Genomic DNA, 19,132 nt, shown 5'->3' with positions numbered 1-19,132 from the left:
AGATTCAATCAATAATTGAACCGCTCTATCTCTGATTTCAGGGGTGTATTTTACTTTTTTCATCGGGACATTCTCTCAAGAAAAGTGGTCTCCGACAAACCCGGTACGGTTCACTATTACCTCCCATCAAGTAAGAAAAAATAGAGCCATTAGGCTCTATTTTTTATTTCAAGGAAATTTCATTTGTCGCTAAGGAAAACTTATATGTCGCCTTACGAATGATTTAACATTAATGTAACAATCTCGAAATATGTGTCAAAAATCTCACATTATCTGTCATTCAGCGGACGTGAGCAAATACTTACCAGCTCAAAGCACCACCTGTTTGGTAATCTGTTACGCGCGTCTCGAAGAAATTCTTCTCTTTACGCAAGTCCATCATCTCAGACATCCATGCAAATGGGTTTGTTACACCAGCGAATTGCTCTGGTAAACCGAGTTGCGATAAACGACGGTTACAGATGAACTTCAAATATTCTTCCATCATGCTTGCATTCATGCCCAATACACCGCGTGGCATAGTGTCACGTGCATATTCGATCTCAAGCATTGTACCTTCAAGAATCATTTGAATCACTTCTTGTTGGAATTCAGCAGTCCAAAGGTGAGGGTTCTCAATCTTGATTTGGTTGATCATATCGATACCAAAATTCAAGTGCATTGATTCATCACGTAGGATGTATTGGAATTGCTCAGCAACACCATTCATCTTGTTGCGACGACCCATACTCAAGATTTGAGTAAAACCACAGTAGAAGAAAATACCTTCTAATACACAGTAGAATGCAATCAAGTTACGAAGTAAACGTTGATCGTTTTCAGGCGTACCTGTGTGGAATGTAGGATCACTCAAAGATTGAGTATATTTCAGACCCCATGATGCTTTACGTGCAACACTTGGAATCTCACGGTACATGTTGAAGACTTCGCCTTCGTCCATACCTAAAGATTCGATACAGTATTGGTAAGCATGCGTGTGAATCGCTTCTTCAAATGCTTGACGCAAAATGTATTGGCGGCATTCAGGGTTTGTAATATGACGATAAATCGCCAAGACCAAGTTGTTTGCAACCAACGAATCTGCAGTTGAGAAGAAACCTAAAGAACGCATAACGATAGTACGCTCATCTTCGGTTAAGCCATTTTCAGACTTCCAAAGTGCGATATCGTGGTTCATGTTAACTTCTTGTGGCATCCAGTGGTTTGCACACCCGTCTAAGTATTTTTGCCAAGCCCACTCATATTTGAATGGAACAAGTTGGTTTAAATCCGCACGACAGTTGATCATGGCTTTATCATCAACTTGTACGCGCTGTGCACCCATTTCAAGCTCTTCTAAGCCCGGTGCAACGTCCAAATGATCTAGGGCTGCAGATGCTCTAGCCAACGAATCGGTTGGATTTGTTGCTCGGTTGGCACTGGTTCCAGTGGGTTGTGCAACTGCCACGCGCGGCGATGATTGCTCTGAATCAGATACCACTTGCGTATTAAGCGTTTTTTGCGAGTCGAGGGACGCAGACTTGTGTTCAGGTGCAGTCGGTTTTTGCGTATCATCTTCAAAATCGTCCCAGCTAAGGATAGACATATTTAATCTCACTATAATCTTAATTTATTTACATTGCAGTTTTAAAAAATGAAAATGGCGCATAAGAAACACAGCAAAACAAAAAGGGTAATAATCAATCCCATCATCGCTAAACGTTTGAGATTGATAGTTGCGGGAAGTGAGTTTGGCGTTAATAATTTGCCTGTTTCATCATAAATGGCAATCGCTCTTGCCCCGCTACTTAGCCCTAGCTCTTGTAATGCTCGTATTTCTACTTGTGTTAAACCAAATTCCATTCGCTCCATTGCTTGAATAAACATATAAGGAGCTAAATACTTAAAACCGCCACCACCACGTTTGAGTAACTGCGTTAATGTAGTTTCAGCGATACTAAAATCACCTAATAACGAACGTGGATGTGAAAACTGTGCACATTCAGTTAGATATTCTGTAGAAGATGGATAATGAAGTACTATCCGATCGACATAAATCTGTACTAAAACAGCAGGAGCATTAGCATATCGTTCTAAATCAGTTTGAAGCATAGTTCTACTTCCCAATAAAGCACTTTATTGATCTTGCTTACGCTGTTGTTTCCGAATGGCTAAAAATGCATAAACCATCGGTACATAAAAGAAAATAAAGGCAAAGATCAGAACAGCTAATCCCAACATATAGTTATGAGTCATAGTCATCATACTCTTTGCCTTAATCTTTAGAACCCTTCTTGCTATAAAGAAGGGTGCTTTATTGGATTAAATTACTGACAAGCTTCACAGTCTGGATTGTCAATTGAACATGCCATTGGTACAGGTGCTGCTGTAGTGAAACCATCTTCTTCAACTTGAGCTTCTGGTTTTTTCTCTTCAACCGCTTGAGCTGCAACGACAGGAGCCTCAACTGATGCTGGTTTAACTGCGTTCAATGCACCCGTATTGATTGTTGATTTCTCAGCAGAAGTCGCACCCAAAGCACGGAGGTAATAAGTCGTTTTAAGACCACGTAACCATGCCATCTTATAGGTAATGTCAAGTTTCTTACCGTTTGCACCAGCGATGTAAAGGTTCAGCGACTGTGCTTGATCAATCCATTTTTGACGACGTGATGCTGCATCAACGATCCAACGAGTTTCCACTTCAAAAGCTGTCGCGAAGATTGCTTTCAATTCCTCAGGAATACGTGCAATCTTTTGTACTGAACCTTCAAAGTGTTTCAGATCATTTACCATCACGGTATCCCATAGACCACGTTCTTTTAATGCACGAACAAGGTAAGGGTTAATCACTGTGAATTCACCTGAAAGGTTAGATTTCACATACAAGTTTTGGAATGTTGGCTCAATCGACTGAGACACACCACAAATGTTTGAAATCGTTGCAGTCGGTGCAATCGCCATTACATTTGAGTTACGCATACCATCTTTTTGAACTTTGGCACGTAAGCTATCCCAATCCAAACGTTGAGTACGATCAACTTCGAACATACGTTGAGGACGTGATTTAGCAACTAACTCTAAAGAGTCGATTGGTAGAATGCCTTGATCCCACAATGAACCTTTAAATGTTGAGTAAGCACCACGCTCTAGCGCAAGATCGCTTGATGTTTGAATCGCGTAGTAACTGATCACTTCCATAGATTCATCAGCAAAATCAACTGCTGCATCTGAACCGTAAGCAATGCCCATTTCATATAGTGCATCTTGGAAGCCCATGATACCCATACCGACAGGGCGGTGCTTTAAGTTCGAGTTTTTCGCTTGTGGTACAGCGTAGTAGTTAATGTCGATTACGTTGTCGAGCATACGTACCGCAGTTTTAATCGTGCGAGCTAATTTCTCACGATCTAACACACCACCTTGAACGTGTTGTACAAGGTTAATCGAACCCAAGTTACAAACTGCGATTTCATCTTGGCTTGTGTTCAATGTAATTTCAGTACACAAGTTTGATGAGTGCACCACGCCAACGTGTTGTTGTGGTGAACGTAAGTTACATACGTCTTTGAATGTGATCCACGGATGACCTGTTTCAAATAACATCGAAAGCATTTTGCGCCATAAGTCTTTGGCACGTACTTTCTTGTGTAGCATGTTTTGTTCTTTTGCTACTGCTTCGTAATGCGTATAACGTTCAGCAAACTCAGCACCTGTTAGATCGTGTAGATCAGGCGTTTCTGAAGGTGTAAATAATGTCCATTCAGCATCTTCAAATACACGTTGCATGAATAAATCAGGAACCCAGTTCGCTGTATTCATGTCGTGAGTACGACGACGATCATCACCTGTGTTTTTACGTAACTCTAGGAATTCTTCAACATCTAAGTGCCAAGTTTCTAAGTACGCACAAACCGCACCTTTACGCTTACCACCTTGGTTAACAGCAACTGCGGTATCATTCGCTACTTTAAGGAATGGAACAACACCTTGAGACTTACCATTTGTACCTTTGATATATGAGTTCAAAGCACGTACAGGTGTCCAGTCATTACCTAAACCACCAGCCCATTTAGAAAGCATTGCGTTGTCACGCATCGCACCATAAATGTCATATAGGTCATCACCAATTGTTGTTAAATAACAGCTTGATAATTGTGGGCGTAATGTACCTGAGTTAAATAGCGTTGGCGTAGATGCCATGTAATCGAAGCTAGATAATAAGTTATAGAACTCGATTGCACGCTCTTCTTTATTTTCTTCATTGAGTGCGAGACCCATTGAAACACGCATAAAGAATAATTGTGGTAATTCAAAACGTACGCCATTTGAATGAATGAAGTAACGATCGAATAAAGTTTGTAGGCCTAGATAGGTAAATTGATTTGAGCGTTCAGGTTGAATCGCTGCTGATAATTTAGCAAGGTCAAAATTAAGAAGATCCGGAGATAAAAGATCAAGCTCGATCCCTTTCTTCAAGAAAGGTTCTAAAGCATCATTCTCAGATGTATCTGTTGATAAACCTAAGAATTCTAATCCAGTGCCGACAAGCTCATTACATAACAAGCGTGCAGTCACATAAGTATAATTTGGCTCTTGTTCGATACGCGTACGAGTCGCCATCATCATCGTTGTTGCGATGTCACTTTCTTTTACGCCGTTATAAAGGTTTTTAACGGTTTCATCGACAATCGCTTGAACGTCAATTCCTTCCAAGCCTTCGCTTGCAGTTTCAATCGTTGCTGTAAGCGCATCTAAATCCAACGGTTGGAGCTGACCGTTGTGATCGGTGATTTGCAATGTTGGATGGTGATTTGCACCTGTTTGCTGACGAGCAGTTGCACGTTGTTCACGATAAATCACATAAGCACGAGCAACTTTTTGCTCGCCTGTACGCATGAGTGCCAATTCAACTTGATCTTGAATTTCTTCGATGTGAATCGTACCGCCAGATGGTAAACGACGTTTAAACGTGTTCATTACCATTTCAGTAAGTTGAGAAATACGGTCATGGATGCGACTTGAGTCTGCTCCTTGTTGACCTTCAACAGCTAAAAATGCTTTCCCAATCGCAACAGAGATTTTCTCAGCATTAAAAGTCGCAATTTCGCCAGTGCGCTTAATAACCTGAAGTTGGCCAGGAGTAGAAGTGATGATGCTCATGTCAGCATAGCTCCATTATCATCTATTTTTATGTTCATGGACCGTTTGAATCGAGCAAAAAGTATGCCACGATGTTTGAGGGATAAACACAATACTTAGTGGTTAAAGTTTATTTTCAACACAAGATACGGGATTTTTAACAGCAGATCAATCCTTGACATTTTAGTAAATTTTTTTTCATGTCTTAACTGCTGAATTCACAGGCACATAGCATAACAAAGCCGTCTAAAAAGGCTTATAGATAACTCTGTGGATAACTCAAAAAACAAACACTTAAATCAGTATCGATCAGTTAAGAAACAAATTGTTTAACACTGGTACAAAATCTATACTCAAAATTCATCCTGTTCTTAAACTGAGCTGAGAATAGAAAAACATATTAAAATTCATAATTTTAATAAAAATATAACAAAACTATATTGCCGTGTATCAGTTTGGTGAACGACTACTTGTTTACAATGTAAACGTGTGTATATTGCAAAACATAAACCAATGTATCTGTCAGATTTTAAAGATAGATTCTCTCTGATTGTAGGGGCAAACATATGAGCCAAGAAGAAAAGTTACCGAAGATTTTGATTGTTGAAGATGACGAACGATTAGCGCGTTTAACACAAGAGTATTTAATCCGTAATGGGTTAGAAGTTGGTGTTGAAACAGATGGTAACCGTGCCATTCGTCGTATTATTAGCGAACAACCAGATTTAGTTGTACTTGATGTGATGTTACCAGGCGCAGATGGCTTAACAGTTTGTCGTGAAGTTCGCCCACATTACCATCAACCGATCTTGATGTTGACAGCGCGTACTGAAGATATGGATCAGGTACTTGGTTTAGAAATGGGTGCGGACGATTATGTCGCTAAACCTGTACAGCCACGTGTGTTGTTGGCTCGTATTCGAGCACTTTTACGTCGTACTGACAAAACAGTAGAAGATGAAGTTGCTCAACGTATCGAATTCGATGATCTTGTGATTGATAATGGTGGTCGCTCAGTCACTTTAAATGGCGAATTAGTCGACTTCACTAGTGCTGAATATGACTTATTATGGTTATTAGCATCTAATGCAGGTCGTATTTTATCACGTGAAGACATTTTTGAGCGCTTACGTGGTATTGAATACGATGGACAAGATCGTTCGATCGACGTGCGTATCTCACGTATTCGCCCAAAAATCGGTGATGATCCAGAAAACCCTAAACGTATTAAAACAGTCCGTAGTAAAGGTTATTTATTTGTAAAAGAAACCAACGGGGTCTAAATCCTCCGAATCCCTCTTTTTCATGAAAGGGGGATGACTCCCTTGAAAAAAGGGACTTGTGCAGTTTACTGCTCAGGAGGGACTTTAATTAGTTTGGAATTATTGACCTTATGGTAAGTCGAGTACTCAAAAACAGCATATTCTTGCGTATCTATGCTGGTTTGGTCGTTTTAGTGGTTGTGGTTGCCGCATTTTGTTATTTGCTGGTTCAAATCATTAACTACCAACGTGCGCAAGAATATCGTGAATCACTTACGGATGGGATTTCATTCGTAATTAGTGAAGGGGTATCTCGCCAACCTGCCAAGCAGCAAAAGCTAGATTGGATTTCTGATGCTTCTGATTTGTTAGAGCTTCCAATTTATTATGTTGATGCTGCGCGTGTTGAATTATCTCGAACTGAGAAAAGACGAATTTCTGAGCAAAAATCTGTTGTGCGCTACGATGCAAACAACGGGGTTGGTTATATTATTATTGGTTTAAAAGATGACCCGAAGCATTTTATCTATATTAAAGTAGATAAAATTGGCGAACGTCAGATGAAGGCGTTGCCTATATTTGTCTTGGATTATTTAATTTTCTATCCGGGACAAGAGCGTGAATACTTAGAAAAAATTAAAAAGCACTTCTATTATCCGATTGATATTTTAGATATTCGTGAGATTAATCTCGATTCAGAGCAAATTGGTCGTTTACGCCAAGATCAAAGTGTCCTGTTGTATAAGGACAGTGCGACTGTTCGAGGCACAACCATTTCGATTGTTTCACCGATGCCGAATCATCCAGCACAAGTTTTGGTCTTAGGTCCAGTTCCGATGTTCAACTGGATGCCATTCCAGCTCGCAGCAGGGATTACTCTATTTAGTTTATTCTTGTTGAGTTTAGGCGTTTATGGGTTGATTTTACCTTTAGAACGAAAGATTCGTCAGGTTCGTCATGCCTTAAACAAAATGAAATCTGGTGATCTGTCATTGCGTGTCCCGATCGAGGGAAGTGATGAAATGGCAAACTTGGCATCCAGCTATAACAATATGTCCGATCATATTCAGCGTTTAATCGAGGCACAACGTGAGTTGATGCGTGCGGTTTCTCATGAGTTGCGCACACCTGTTGCTCGTATACGCTTTGGGATGGAAATGCTTGCCGAAGAAGATGATTATAATTATCGGATTCAGCAAGTGGATATGATTGATAAAGACATTGAAGCGCTGAATACCTTGATTGATGAGATTATGACTTATGCCAAATTGGAGCAGGGTACACCATCATTAGATTTTGAAGATGTCGTGCTAGTTGAAGTGTTGGATCAAGTGGCGATGGAAACAGAAGCACTGAAAACACAAAAAGAGATCGAACTCATTGCACCTCCTTTAGCGCTTCGTGTCGATGCTGAAAGACGCTATTTACATCGAGTTGTACAAAATCTTGTAGGTAATGCGGTTCGCTATTGTGACAATAAAGTGCGAATTAGTGGTGGTGTTCGTGCAGATGGTAAAGCCTATGTCTGCGTCGAAGATGATGGTCCTGGTATTCCAGAGCAAGAGCGCTCACGTATTTTCGAAGCTTTTGCACGCTTAGATGATAGTCGTACTCGTGCCTCAGGTGGTTATGGATTAGGGTTGTCAATTGTAAGCCGTATTGCATATTGGTTTGGTGGTGATATACAAGTCGATCAAAGCCCAAATCTCGGTGGGGCGCGTTTTATCATGACATGGCCAGCAAAACGTTATAAACAGCCTGCAAAAAAATAAACCTCAGATATCTGAGGTTTCTCTTTGTCGCAATTAATTATTCTTGTACAGAAGCATCTGGTTCGATGAGTGGATACCCCGATTTTAAACGCTGTAATGCATCAGCATTAAAATCAATTAATAGAGAGTTATTTTTTACATCAATTTTATAATTTCGAATGAGTGGTTTATCTCCATCAAGTGTTTCGACTTTATATGTATCTGCAATATTTAGAATACCTTCTAGATTTGTTGTGGTCGCAGCAAAATCCTCTCTAAAAACTTCATAAATATCTCTTAGGTCAAAAATCGCATTGTCTGCGTCAGGATGTTTTTGAATATAAGTTTCGATATGACGCATTAAGAGTTGTGAGAAAAAGAAATAGTCTGTGTCATGTGTGTATTCTAGCTGCATATTTTTCTCCTTGTTTTATAACTCTAGAATACCGATGAATGGAGACAAGAGTGTATAAACTTAATTAAAGCATGTAGCTGAATTGAAACATATTATGTCGATATCACAACTTGGTTTCGTCCTTGATGTTTGGCTTGATACAACGCATCGTCAGCCTGTTTAAATAGTGCATCAATAGACTGTTGATTTCAGGAGTGCACAAACAGATCCCAATGCTGACTTGTATGTAAAACTGCTGCTGATCATTGAGTGGAATAGGCATCTTACTGATGTTTAAACGTATATTTTCAGCATATTGAAAAGCTGTATCAGGGTCGATGTCACTCATAAAAATTGCGAATTCTTCACCACCTAAACGTCCAAGTAAATCATTTGGTCTGAGTAATGAATGAATCGCCTGTACGCCATATTTCAGTGCTTTGTCTCCCATTTGATGACCATAGGTATCATTCACTTTTTTAAAGTGGTCGAGGTCAAGCATCAAAAATGCTGTGGTTTGTTGTGCTTTTTGAGCTTGTGCATGTAGTAGTTGTACTGACTGGAGGAATTGCCGTCGAGTTAAACTAGAGGTGAGCTCATCATGTGCAATGATGTGTTGTAATTCCTGAATGAGCTTTGATCTTACCATATTGATATTGGACACAGTAAGAGGTGCAATCGTCATCATAATCAAGCTAAATCGAATAGAGATGGTATTGTTTAAATATTGATGTGGATAGAGTTGTAAATAATTTTCTGAAACATGATGAATGATAAAAGCACAGGTTATCGAAGTAATGATCGCAACAGAAAAATGTCGATAAGCAAGCGCACACCAAATCAAGGGTGCAATTGGGTAAAGTAGCGAACCTGGTCCTGTATCGTAATATGCAATCACAATTGAAATAAGAACTGCAAATAGCGGAAAACTCAGTTGAACAGTTTGAGTTTTAAATTCTATAAATTGTTGTTTTAACTCTTTAAAGTTTGGTGCATTAAGTAGTGCAGGAAGAAGTAAGAGGGCATTTTGGATTTCAGCCGTAAACCAATAGCCAAAATCGATCCAAAACGTACCCAAAGCAAATTTAGTATTAAAATAGGGGAGTGAAATCGCTGCGAATAATGAACTAGATAAAGCCCCAATACAGCAAAAGCTAAATAAAAATAGATAAAAGTAACCTTGATGTAATGAGCGAATGTAATTCCGAAATCTAATATAGAGCGCTAATGTGGTGATGACATAAAGTAAATTGGCTGAGGTTAAACATACATTCAGCAAAAAAGGAGTGTCTTGCATTGAATCTGCAATTAAATACCCAGCTATAGCGCCAATAAAACTGATTGGGTGGCGTGTTTGAGGAAAGCGAATCAGGATACCTAAAAGAACGGAGTTCGCTGGCCAAAATGAAGCTAAAAATGTAAGTTGGCGTGTTGCGATACCAAGTAAGCAGCAGAATAAAATAACTGCACTGAACAATAAAAATAATTGGGAAAGCGAAAGAGATTTTGATGCGACTTTAAGTGAGGGCATTCTAACGCTGTTCCTGATGGCTTTTGAGTGGCGCTATTATATAAATTTTGTTTAAAATTTAACCATAAATTTATGCTTATGCAATCATTTGGTTCATGTTGTTATATTTTTGCGCATGGCTTGTAAAAGAAGAATGTTTTTGGCGCATAAATATAGAAAAAAATGATTAATAACTTATACGTGATTTGATTAATCGATTTTTGAGGGTGAATTAACACTGATCTTATATATATCAGTAAATTTATGAACAAAATCATCCAAAAGACTAAAGCGCTTCAACTAGCATGAGAAATTAGAAATCAGGTACAATTGGCGGGATTAATTTTGTGTTTGGTGTATTTGAAGGCCAATACATACATTCTTTGTTAAAAATAGGCCTGCCAGGAGTTATCCCCGCATGAGTGCCATTACTCCATACGATTGGGCGATTATCGCTTTCGTGATCGGCGTTACATTTCTTTGCGTTTTTATGCTGACAGTCCCTTTACTCCTTGGGGGTAAAGCATGGGGGCGTGCCAAGCAAGAGCAGTTTGAATCAGGCGTAGTAGGTGCGGGCGGTGCTCGTATTCGCTTGTCAGCCAAATTCTATCTCGTTGCCATTTTCTTTGTTGTTTTTGATCTTGAAGCTCTCTATCTCTACGCGTGGTCTACATCTGTGCGTGAAGTAGGGTGGTTTGGATTTACCACGGTTGTGATTTTTGTGGTTGATCTCTTGATTGCCTTGATTTATGCCATTTCTGTTGGTGCGTTGAACTGGGCGCCAGTAGATCGTCGTAAATCTGCAGGTGTTGCAATGAAAATTGGTTCGCCAAATATGAATATTGCTGAGATCACTCGATTCAATAACATTGAAGAATTGGTTGTCGATCCTACAGGTCATATTCCAGCACAGTCTTCTGGTCGTGTTAAATCTAAAACACCGACTACATCATCATTTAAACAGGAGTAAGTCGGGATGAAATATACTTTAACCCGTGCGAATCCAGATGCCGATCAATATCCATTGCAAGATCGTCAGATCGTAACTGATCCATTAGAGGAAGAAGTTAATAAAAGTGTGATGATGACACGTCTTGAAGATGTGTTGCATACAGCTGTGAACTGGGGGCGTAAGAACTCCTTGTGGCCATTCAACTTTGGTACATCATGCTGCTACGTTGAATATGCAACTACATTAACAGGCGTTCATGATTTATCACGTTTTGGTGCAGAGGTTATTCGTGCTTCACCTCGTCAAGCGGATTTGATGATTGTTGCAGGAACGTGCTTTGTCAAAATGGCACCTGTAATTCAACGTTTGTATGAACAAATGTTGGAGCCAAAATGGGTGATTTCAATGGGTGCTTGTGCAAACTCTGGTGGTATGTACGACATCTATTCTGTGGTGCAAGGTGTAGATAAGATTATTCCTGTTGATGTGTACATCCCAGGTTGTCCACCTCGTCCAGAAGCATTAATCCAAGCATTGATGTTACTTCAAGACCAAATTCAACTAGAGCGCCGTCCACTTTCAGCGGTTATTGGTGATGATCTTCAGCCTGTTTATAAGCCAAAGATGATGCCAGAACGTGACCGTAAAAATGCTGATCGTATTGCGGTGAAAAACCTACGCTCTATGGATGAAATTAAATAATTTAAACGATGAGTTTTTGACATATCGCTTATTGGATATGGTCATCGTGGAAATTGACAGAATTTGTATTAAATAGGAAGCCAAGCCAATGGCTGAAACTGACATTGCTATGCCAGAATCAACTCAGGTTGATTCACGCCCAGCATTTGCAATTGTAGAAGAGCTCAAAACCAAATTTGGTGAGAACTTCTACGTGCAGGCGACTTGTGAAGAGTTTCCAACTGTCTGGGTTGAGCGCGCACGCGTGCAAGAAGTCCTCATGTTCCTCCGTAAAGTGGAACGTCCTTATGTGATGCTGTTTGACTTGTCTGCGGTTGATGAGCGTTTACGTGTTCACCGTGATGGGTTGCCTCCATCTGACTTCACTGTGTTCTATCATCTATTATCGCTTGAGCGTAATAGTGATATCCGTATCAAAGTTGCGTTGAATGAAAATGATTTAAACATTCCAACGGCAACCAATATTTGGCCAAATGCCAACTGGTACGAACGTGAAGCTTACGATATGTTCGGGATCAATTTCGAAGGGCATCCAATGCTCCGTCGTATCTTGTTGCCGACTTATTGGGAAGGTCATCCGTTGCGTAAAGAATATTCTGCGCGTGCGACAGAATATACGCCATATATGCAAAATCAAGCGAAACAAGATTTCGAACAAGAACACTTACGTTTCGTACCAGAAGACTGGGGTCTAAAACGCGGTAACGCTGATGAAGACTTCATGTTCCTCAACTTAGGTCCTAACCATCCATCTGCACATGGTGCTTTCCGTGTGGTTTTACAGTTGGACGGTGAAGAAGTCAAAGACTGTGTACCTGATATCGGTTATCACCACCGTGGTGTGGAAAAGATGGCTGAACGTCAAACTTGGCATTCATTCATTCCTTATACGGATCGTGTTGACTACTTAGGTGGTTGTGCGCAAAACATGCCATATGTAATGGCAGTTGAGCAGCTTGCAGGGATTAAAGTACCTGAGCGTGCGCAAGTGATTCGTGTGATGTTGAACGAATTGTTCCGTATCAATAACCACTTATTATTCTGTGGTACAGCGATTCAGGATGCCGGTGGTATGACTCCAGTATTCTATATGTTCGCAGACCGTCAGAAAGTCTATGACATCGTTGAAGCGATTACGGGCTACCGTATGCATCCAGCATGGTTCCGTATCGGTGGTACAGCGCATGACCTTCCAAACAACTGGCAAAAACTTGTTAAAGAGTTGCTAGAGTGGATGCCGAAACGTTTGAATGAGTACTACACAGCTGCACTTAAAAACTCAGTATTTATCGGTCGTACGCGTAACGTAGCGCAATACGATGCTAAGTCTGCGTTAGCTTGGGGTGTGACAGGTACTGGTTTACGTGCAACGGGTATTGATTTTGATGTCCGTAAATATCGTCCATACAGTGGTTATGAGAACTTCGACTTTGATGTTCCAGTTGAGTATGAAGGCGATGCATATGCGCGTGTTTTAGTGCATTTCCGTGAAATCACTGAATCACTAAAAATCATTCAGCAGTGCTTGGATAATATGCCTTCTGGTCCATATAAAGCGGATCATCCATTGGCAGTTCCACCACCGAAAGATAAGACATTACAAGATATTGAAACCTTGATTACGCACTTCTTGAGCGTGTCATGGGGTCCTGTTATGCCTGCAGGTGAGTCTTCATTCATGACTGAAGTAGTGAAAGGTGCGAGTACGTATTACCTCACTTCTGATAAGTCAACAATGAGCTACCGTACTCGTATTCGTACGCCAACATTCACTCATTTACAGCAAATGCCTTCTGTTATTAACGGCAGCTTAGTATCTGACTTGATCATTTATTTGGCGACCATTGACGTAGTTATGGCTGACGTGGATCGCTAGGGGTAAACGATTATGATGATTTTGACTGATAAAAAACCACGTGTGAATGTTGAAGGGATTTTGACTGCTGACGAAATCCATGAAATTGAACATCACATTGGTCACTATCCGTATCCACGCGCAGCTTCTTTGGATGCTTTAAAGTGTGTACAACGCCGTAATGGTTGGGTAGATGACGCTCAAATGAATGCAATTGCGCAATTGCTGACTATCAGTGTGGCTGATTTAGAGGGTGTAGCAACGTTTTACAACCGTATTTATCGCCAACCTGTAGGTCGTCACGTAATTTTATTATGTGATTCGATTGCTTGCTTCTTAATGGGTGCAGAAACTTTAGCAGAAGCATTTCAGCGCGAGTTAGGCATTCAATACGGACAAACTACAGCAGATGGTCGTTTCACCTTGCTTCCAATTTGCTGTTTAGGCAATTGTGACAAAGGTCCAACGTTAATGATTGATGAAGATACTCACGGTTTAGTGGATGTATCATCAGTTAAACAGTTATTGGAGAAGTATGTATGAATACTGAACCAAAACCAATTTATGGCGACGGTAATCCAGAAACTCATCCGCTAACTTGGCGTTTGAGTAAGCAAGATGCAGTACGCAATGCTGATGAATACGAAGCTTTAGAAGGTTATGCAGGCTTTAAAAAAGCACTTAGTATGCCTCCAAAAGATGTACTCGACGTCATTAAAGCTGCAACGGTTAAAGGTCGTGGTGGTGCAGGTTTCCCAGCAGGAATTAAATGGTCATTGATGGCACCAAATGATGGTGGTCCACGATATTTGATCTGTAATGCTGATGAAATGGAACCTGGAACATTCAAAGACCGTTTGTTGATGGAAAAACTTCCACATCAATTGATCGAAGGTATGTTGATTGCTGGTTATACCCTAGAGGCAACTCATGGTTATATCTTCATTCGTGGTGAATATATCGAAGCTGCTCAATATTTAAATGAAGCATTAGAGCAAATCCGTGCCAAAGGTTATCTAGGTGAAAACATCCTAGGTAGTGGCTGGAACTTCGAAATGTATGTTCATACAGGTGCAGGTCGTTATATCTGCGGTGAAGAAACTGCATTAATCAACTCGCTTGAAGGTCGTCGTGCCAATCCACGTACTAAACCACCATTCCCACAAGTTGCGGGTGCATGGGGTCGTCCAACGATTGTAAACAACGTAGAAACCTACAATAACTTGCCAGCGATTATGTTGCGTGGTCCAGAATGGTATATCAACCTTTCTGCACATAAGTCTAAAGACCCTGGTACGAAGATCTACGGTGCATCAGGTAAGGTGAAATTCCCTGGTCTTTGGGAGTTGCCATTTGGTACAACTGCACGTGAAGTGATTGAAGATCATGCAGGTGGTATGCGTGATGGTTTAACACTGAAAGCGTGGTTGCCGGGTGGGGCATCAACAGACTTTTTAGCTGCTGAACATATTGACTTACCAATGGATGCTGAAAGCATCATGAAGGCAGGTTCACGTTTAGGAACATGTTTGTTGATGGTCGTAGATGAAACCCAATGTATGGTTTCAGCGACCCGTAATTTAGAAGAATTCTTTGCGCGTGAATCGTGTGGTTGGTGTACGCCATGCCGTGATGGTTTGCCATGGGCTGTTAAAGCACTGAAAGCACTCGAAAGTGGTGAAGGTAAGATGGAAGATATTCAACATCTATCTGAACTCACTAAAAAGTTGTGGATTGGTAAGACTTTCTGTGCCCACGCACCAGGTGCGATGGAGCCACTGATGGGCGCATTAAAATATTTCCGTCATGAGTTTGAGGCAAAGGTTAAAACCCACGCAGCTACTCGCGATGTAGAACAGGTTTAAGGAATTCGACTATGGCTACAATTCATGTCGATGGAAAATCGTATGAAGTCAATGGCTCAGAGAACTTGCTACAAGCATGTTTAAGCCTTGGCATCGATATCCCGTATTTTTGTTGGCACCCATCCTTAGGTTCTGTTGGTTCTTGTCGTCAATGTGCGGTAACTCAATACGCGAATCCTGAGGACACACGTGGGCGTTTGGTAATGTCTTGTATGACACCAGCCGCTGACAATACTTACATTTCAATTGAAGACAAAGAAGCAACAGAGTTTCGTGCATCGATTGTTGAATTCTTGATGACGAATCACCCACATGACTGTCCAGTCTGTGAAGAAGGTGGTCACTGTCATTTACAAGATATGACGGTCATGACTCAGCACGATCGTCGTCGCTATCGCTTTACGAAACGTACACATCATAACCAAGAGTTAGGTTCTTTTATTGCACATGAAATGAACCGTTGTATCGCTTGTTACCGTTGTGTTCGTTACTATAAAGACTATGCGGGTGGTACCGACTTTGGTGTTTATGCGAATGCATCACGTGTTTATTTCGGTCGTCCGGAATCAGGTACTTTAGAATCTGAATTCTCTGGTAACTTGACTGAAGTCTGCCCAACAGGTGTATTTACCGATAAAACGCACTCTGCACGTTATAACCGTAAATGGGATATGCAGTATGCTCCGAGCGTATGTCATGGCTGTTCTTCGGGCTGTAACATCTCTCCAGGTGAGCGTTATGGTGAAATCCGTCGTGTAGAAAACCGTTTTAATGGTTCAGTAAACCAATACTTCCTTTGCGATAAAGGTCGTTTCGGTACGGGTTATGTCAATCGTGAAGATCGTCCACGCCAACCTCAATTCCGTAACGGTGAAACTGTTGCAACTGTGAGTGTTGATCAGGCACTTGATCAAGTAATTGCACAGCTTAAAGGTAAGAAAGTTCTAGGTATCGGTTCTCCTCGTGCAAGCTTGGAATCAAACTACGCACTTCGCCAACTTGTTGGTCAAGCCAACTATTCAACAGGTATGTCTCAAAAAGAGCAGAACTTGGTTGAGTTAGCTGCTTCAATCATGCAAACACAGGGTATCTATAATCCGAACATGCGTGAAATTGAGAGCTATGATGCAGTTCTAATCTTGGGTGAAGACTTAACGCAAACAGCACCACGTATGGCTTTATCAGTTCGCCAAGCTGCGAAAAATAAAGCGAAAGAAATGGCTGCGAAAACGCGTACTCCTGACTGGTTAGCAGAGCCTGTGCAACGTATTGGCCAAGAAGCAAAATCACCGATTTATATTCTTGCTGCAACACAAACGCGTTTAGCGGATGTTGCAACAGGTGAAGTTGTTGCTTCTCCAAATGATATTGCACGTTTAGGTTTTGCTGTCGCTGCTGCTGTAAAAGGTGAAACAGTATCTGGTCTTGACGATGATGCAAAAGCATTTGCACAAACGATTGCTGACACTTTAAAAGCGGCGAAAAAACCATTGATTATCTCTGGTACAAGCTTGCAAGACTCAGCGATTATGGAAGCTGCTGCACAAGTTGCACAGAATCTTGGTGAAAATGCTGGTTTATCTTTGACGGTTCCTGAAGTGAACTCAATGGGTCTAGCATTATTCGGTGGTTTAAGCTTAGAACAGGCATTTGCTCAAGAGTATGATGCTGTTGTTGTGGTTGAAAATGACTTAACTCGTCGTTTACCAGTTGCACAAGTCAAAGCTGCACTTGAGAAAGCTGAAGCTGTAATTGTATTGGATCATAGTGAAACAGAAACTCTGAAACTAGCAGATATCGTTCTTTCTGCTGCAAGTTTTGCAGAGGGTGATGGTACTGTTGTGAGCCAAGAAGGTCGTGCGCAACGTTTCTATCAAGTATATGACCCAAGCTATTACAAGCCTGAATATGCAATCAAAGAAACTTGGCGTTGGTTACATGCCGTTGAGACTGGTCTCAAAGGCAAAGCTGTAGATTGGACACTGCTTGATGATGTGATTGATGACATCGTGAAGAATGTTCCTGTGCTTGAAGCCATTCAAGATGTTGCACCTGATGCAGGATATCGTATCCATGGCTTGAAGATTGCGCGTGAACCACGTCGTTATTCTGGTCGTACAGCAATGCGCGCGCCATTATCTGTTCATGAACCTAAACAGCCAACTGATCTAGATTCAGCATTAACGTTCTCGATGGAAGGTTATGTCGGTAATCAGACAGCTTCTTCGCTAGTACCTTTCGCATGGTCTGCAGGTTGGAACTCACCACAAGCTTGGAATAAATACCAAGATGAAGTGGGTGGTCACTTAAAAGGCGGTGATTCAGGTGTGCGTCTATTTGATCGTTTAGCTAAACGTCCTGCACGTAGCTATGTGGCACCAACTGCTGTTGTAGTGAACCCTGAAAGTTTCCGTCTTGTACCAATGCACCATATCTTTGGTTCTGGTGAATTTACGATTAAAACACCTGCAATGGAATCTCGTATTCCTGAAGCGATGTTTGCTGTTGGTGAACAAGATGCAACACGTTTAAATGTTCAAGACGGTCAACGTATTACAGTACAAGCAGGCGAAACAAGCATTAGCTTACCTGTACAAGTGATTGAATATTTACCAACAGGCTATATTGGTTATCCAATTGGTTTAGCACCAACAGTTTCATTGGCTGAGCCTGTGTCTGTGGCGGTAGGAGTGTAATTCATGAATCAAGAAATTATACGTCAAACGCCACTTTGGGCTGAGAACTGGCCAATCGCTTATTCAGTGATTCAAGCGATCGTGATCTTGTTGGTTGTGGTTCTTATCGCTGCATTGATGTCATTTATCGAACGTCGTCTCTTGGCATTGTGGCAAGATCGTTATGGTCCTAACCGTGTCGGTCCTGGAGGTATGTTCCAGATCGTAGCTGACATGCTCAAGATTATGTTTAAGGAAGACTGGACACCAAAGTTTGCTGATAAATTGACTTTCCGTCTAGCACCAGCAGTTGCAATGGCAACTGCGGTACTTTCATTTATGGTTATCCCAGTAAGTCCATATTTGGGCGTTGCTGATATGAGCATCGGTCTGTTGTTCTTTATGGCAATGGCGGGTATCGCAGTCTATGCAGTGTTATTTGGTGGTTGGGCATCTAACAACAAATACTCATTGCTTGGTGGTCTACGTTCTGCTGCTCAAACCATTTCTTATGAAGTGTTCTTGGGTATCTCATTAATGGGTGTGGTTGCGATTGCGGGATCATTTAACCTTCGTGAGATTGTTGAAGCACAACGTGATATGTGGTTCATCATTCCACAATTCATTGGTTTCTTGATCTTCGTGGTTGCAGGTGTAGCAGTGACTCACCGTCATCCATTTGACCAACCAGAAGCTGAACAAGAGTTAGCTGAAGGTTACCATGTTGAATATGGTGGTATGAAGTGGGGGATGTTCTTCGTTGCAGAGTATGTCAACGTGGTATTAATCTCAGCTTTGATAGTCACTTTATTCTTCGGTGGATGGTTAGCTCCATTTAACTTAGAAATTCCATTTGTTCCACCAGTTTTCTGGTTCGTAATTAAAACAGCATTCTTTGTGATGATGTTTGTCTTGGCGCGTGGCTCTTTAATGCGTCCACGTTATGACCAAGTCATGAATTTTGGTTGGAAAGTTTGTTTGCCATTGGCGTTGGTCAACTTGTTAGTGACTGGTGCTGTGATTCTGATGAATCAGGCCTAGGACAG

14 protein-coding genes and 1 pseudogene are annotated in these 19,132 nt (G+C 41.1%); 9 read left to right on the top strand and 6 right to left on the bottom strand.

Features of this window, described 5'->3' with window-relative positions; all coding sequences use genetic code 11:
- Positions 1-301: 301 nt before the first annotated feature.
- From ACSC97_RS00660 to ACSC97_RS00645, 4 genes are all read right to left on the bottom strand, one after another.
- Positions 302-1,585, bottom strand: a complete 1,284-nt coding sequence (locus ACSC97_RS00660) for a ribonucleotide-diphosphate reductase subunit beta (protein ID WP_436658654.1) — start codon at positions 1,583-1,585, stop codon at positions 302-304.
- Positions 1,586-1,626: 41 nt separating this feature from the next.
- Positions 1,627-2,091: a hypothetical protein gene (locus ACSC97_RS00655; RefSeq protein ID WP_004682967.1), complete on the bottom strand. Its 465-nt coding sequence runs from the start codon at positions 2,089-2,091 to the stop codon at positions 1,627-1,629.
- A 24-nt stretch (positions 2,092-2,115) separates the two neighbouring features.
- On the bottom strand, positions 2,116-2,244 hold the full coding sequence (locus tag ACSC97_RS00650) for a hypothetical protein (protein ID WP_004799830.1): 129 nt from the start codon (positions 2,242-2,244) through the stop codon (positions 2,116-2,118).
- Positions 2,245-2,306: 62 nt separating this feature from the next.
- Positions 2,307-5,141 carry a ribonucleoside-diphosphate reductase subunit alpha gene (locus ACSC97_RS00645; RefSeq protein WP_436658651.1) on the bottom strand — a complete coding sequence of 945 codons (2,835 nt, stop codon included), beginning with the start codon at positions 5,139-5,141 and terminating at the stop codon, positions 2,307-2,309.
- Positions 5,142-5,686: 545 nt separating this feature from the next.
- Here ACSC97_RS00645 and bfmR point away from each other — a divergent pair.
- Complete coding sequence (gene bfmR / locus ACSC97_RS00640) at positions 5,687-6,403, top strand: response regulator transcription factor BfmR (RefSeq protein WP_004914319.1); 717 nt, start codon at positions 5,687-5,689, stop codon at positions 6,401-6,403.
- A 110-nt stretch (positions 6,404-6,513) separates the two neighbouring features.
- Entirely contained in the window at positions 6,514-8,154 is a 1,641-nt protein-coding gene (gene bfmS, locus ACSC97_RS00635; RefSeq protein WP_004952440.1) for a sensor histidine kinase BfmS, read from the top strand.
- A 37-nt stretch (positions 8,155-8,191) separates the two neighbouring features.
- On the opposite strand, the gene ACSC97_RS00630 is transcribed toward bfmS, so the two are convergent.
- On the bottom strand, positions 8,192-8,548 hold the full coding sequence (locus tag ACSC97_RS00630; protein ID WP_004914312.1) for a hypothetical protein: 357 nt from the start codon (positions 8,546-8,548) through the stop codon (positions 8,192-8,194).
- Between the two features lie 92 nt (positions 8,549-8,640).
- Positions 8,641-10,058: pseudogene (locus ACSC97_RS00625) on the bottom strand (GGDEF domain-containing protein).
- Between the two features lie 397 nt (positions 10,059-10,455).
- Here ACSC97_RS00625 and ndhC point away from each other — a divergent pair.
- The 7 genes from ndhC (at position 10,456) to nuoH (ending at position 19,127) form a co-directional block, all read left to right on the top strand.
- Positions 10,456-11,007: an NADH-quinone oxidoreductase subunit A gene (ndhC, locus tag ACSC97_RS00620; protein ID WP_004914305.1), complete on the top strand. Its 552-nt coding sequence runs from the start codon at positions 10,456-10,458 to the stop codon at positions 11,005-11,007.
- Between the two features lie 6 nt (positions 11,008-11,013).
- The gene (locus ACSC97_RS00615; protein ID WP_004881335.1) at positions 11,014-11,691 is read left to right on the top strand and encodes a NuoB/complex I 20 kDa subunit family protein; all 678 of its coding nucleotides are present in this window, start codon (positions 11,014-11,016) and stop codon (positions 11,689-11,691) included.
- 88 nt (positions 11,692-11,779) lie between these two features.
- Positions 11,780-13,567: an NADH-quinone oxidoreductase subunit C/D gene (nuoC, locus tag ACSC97_RS00610; RefSeq protein ID WP_436658647.1), complete on the top strand. Its 1,788-nt coding sequence runs from the start codon at positions 11,780-11,782 to the stop codon at positions 13,565-13,567.
- Between the two features lie 12 nt (positions 13,568-13,579).
- Positions 13,580-14,089, top strand: a complete 510-nt coding sequence (nuoE, locus tag ACSC97_RS00605) for an NADH-quinone oxidoreductase subunit NuoE (RefSeq protein WP_004638051.1) — start codon at positions 13,580-13,582, stop codon at positions 14,087-14,089.
- Positions 14,086-15,411 carry an NADH-quinone oxidoreductase subunit NuoF gene (gene nuoF / locus ACSC97_RS00600; RefSeq protein ID WP_004952448.1) on the top strand — a complete coding sequence of 442 codons (1,326 nt, stop codon included), beginning with the start codon at positions 14,086-14,088 and terminating at the stop codon, positions 15,409-15,411. Before nuoE ends, nuoF begins: the two co-directional genes overlap by 4 nt.
- Before the next feature lie 11 nt (positions 15,412-15,422).
- Positions 15,423-18,107, top strand: coding sequence for an NADH-quinone oxidoreductase subunit NuoG (gene nuoG, locus ACSC97_RS00595; protein WP_436658644.1), 2,685 nt, complete (start codon positions 15,423-15,425; stop codon positions 18,105-18,107).
- A 3-nt stretch (positions 18,108-18,110) separates the two neighbouring features.
- Positions 18,111-19,127: an NADH-quinone oxidoreductase subunit NuoH gene (nuoH, locus tag ACSC97_RS00590; protein WP_004914292.1), complete on the top strand. Its 1,017-nt coding sequence runs from the start codon at positions 18,111-18,113 to the stop codon at positions 19,125-19,127.
- The last annotated feature ends 5 nt before the right edge of the window (positions 19,128-19,132 follow it).

The sequence above is a fragment of the Acinetobacter sp. P1(2025) genome (assembly GCF_051390655.1).
Classification (GTDB): domain Bacteria; phylum Pseudomonadota; class Gammaproteobacteria; order Pseudomonadales; family Moraxellaceae; genus Acinetobacter; species Acinetobacter junii.
The sequence above is the reverse complement of the archived record's forward strand: the minus strand, read 5'-3'. Positions and strand labels throughout refer to the sequence as shown.

Bases quoted from the DNA above. Each gene is read 5' to 3' on its own strand.
- nuoH (WP_004914292.1), top strand. From the start codon at position 18,111: ATGAATCAAGAAATTATACGTCAAACGCCACTTTGGGCTGAGAACTGG.
- ACSC97_RS00660 (WP_436658654.1), bottom strand. From the start codon at position 1,585: ATGTCTATCCTTAGCTGGGACGATTTTGAAGATGATACGCAAAAACCG.
- nuoG (WP_436658644.1), top strand. From the start codon at position 15,423: ATGGCTACAATTCATGTCGATGGAAAATCGTATGAAGTCAATGGCTCA.
- bfmR (WP_004914319.1), top strand. From the start codon at position 5,687: ATGAGCCAAGAAGAAAAGTTACCGAAGATTTTGATTGTTGAAGATGAC.
- ACSC97_RS00645 (WP_436658651.1), bottom strand. From the start codon at position 5,141: ATGAGCATCATCACTTCTACTCCTGGCCAACTTCAGGTTATTAAGCGC.
- ACSC97_RS00655 (WP_004682967.1), bottom strand. From the start codon at position 2,091: ATGCTTCAAACTGATTTAGAACGATATGCTAATGCTCCTGCTGTTTTA.
- ACSC97_RS00650 (WP_004799830.1), bottom strand. From the start codon at position 2,244: ATGATGACTATGACTCATAACTATATGTTGGGATTAGCTGTTCTGATC.
- nuoC (WP_436658647.1), top strand. From the start codon at position 11,780: ATGGCTGAAACTGACATTGCTATGCCAGAATCAACTCAGGTTGATTCA.
- bfmS (WP_004952440.1), top strand. From the start codon at position 6,514: ATGGTAAGTCGAGTACTCAAAAACAGCATATTCTTGCGTATCTATGCT.
- ACSC97_RS00615 (WP_004881335.1), top strand. From the start codon at position 11,014: ATGAAATATACTTTAACCCGTGCGAATCCAGATGCCGATCAATATCCA.
- ndhC (WP_004914305.1), top strand. From the start codon at position 10,456: ATGAGTGCCATTACTCCATACGATTGGGCGATTATCGCTTTCGTGATC.
- nuoE (WP_004638051.1), top strand. From the start codon at position 13,580: ATGATGATTTTGACTGATAAAAAACCACGTGTGAATGTTGAAGGGATT.
- ACSC97_RS00630 (WP_004914312.1), bottom strand. From the start codon at position 8,548: ATGCAGCTAGAATACACACATGACACAGACTATTTCTTTTTCTCACAA.
- nuoF (WP_004952448.1), top strand. From the start codon at position 14,086: ATGAATACTGAACCAAAACCAATTTATGGCGACGGTAATCCAGAAACT.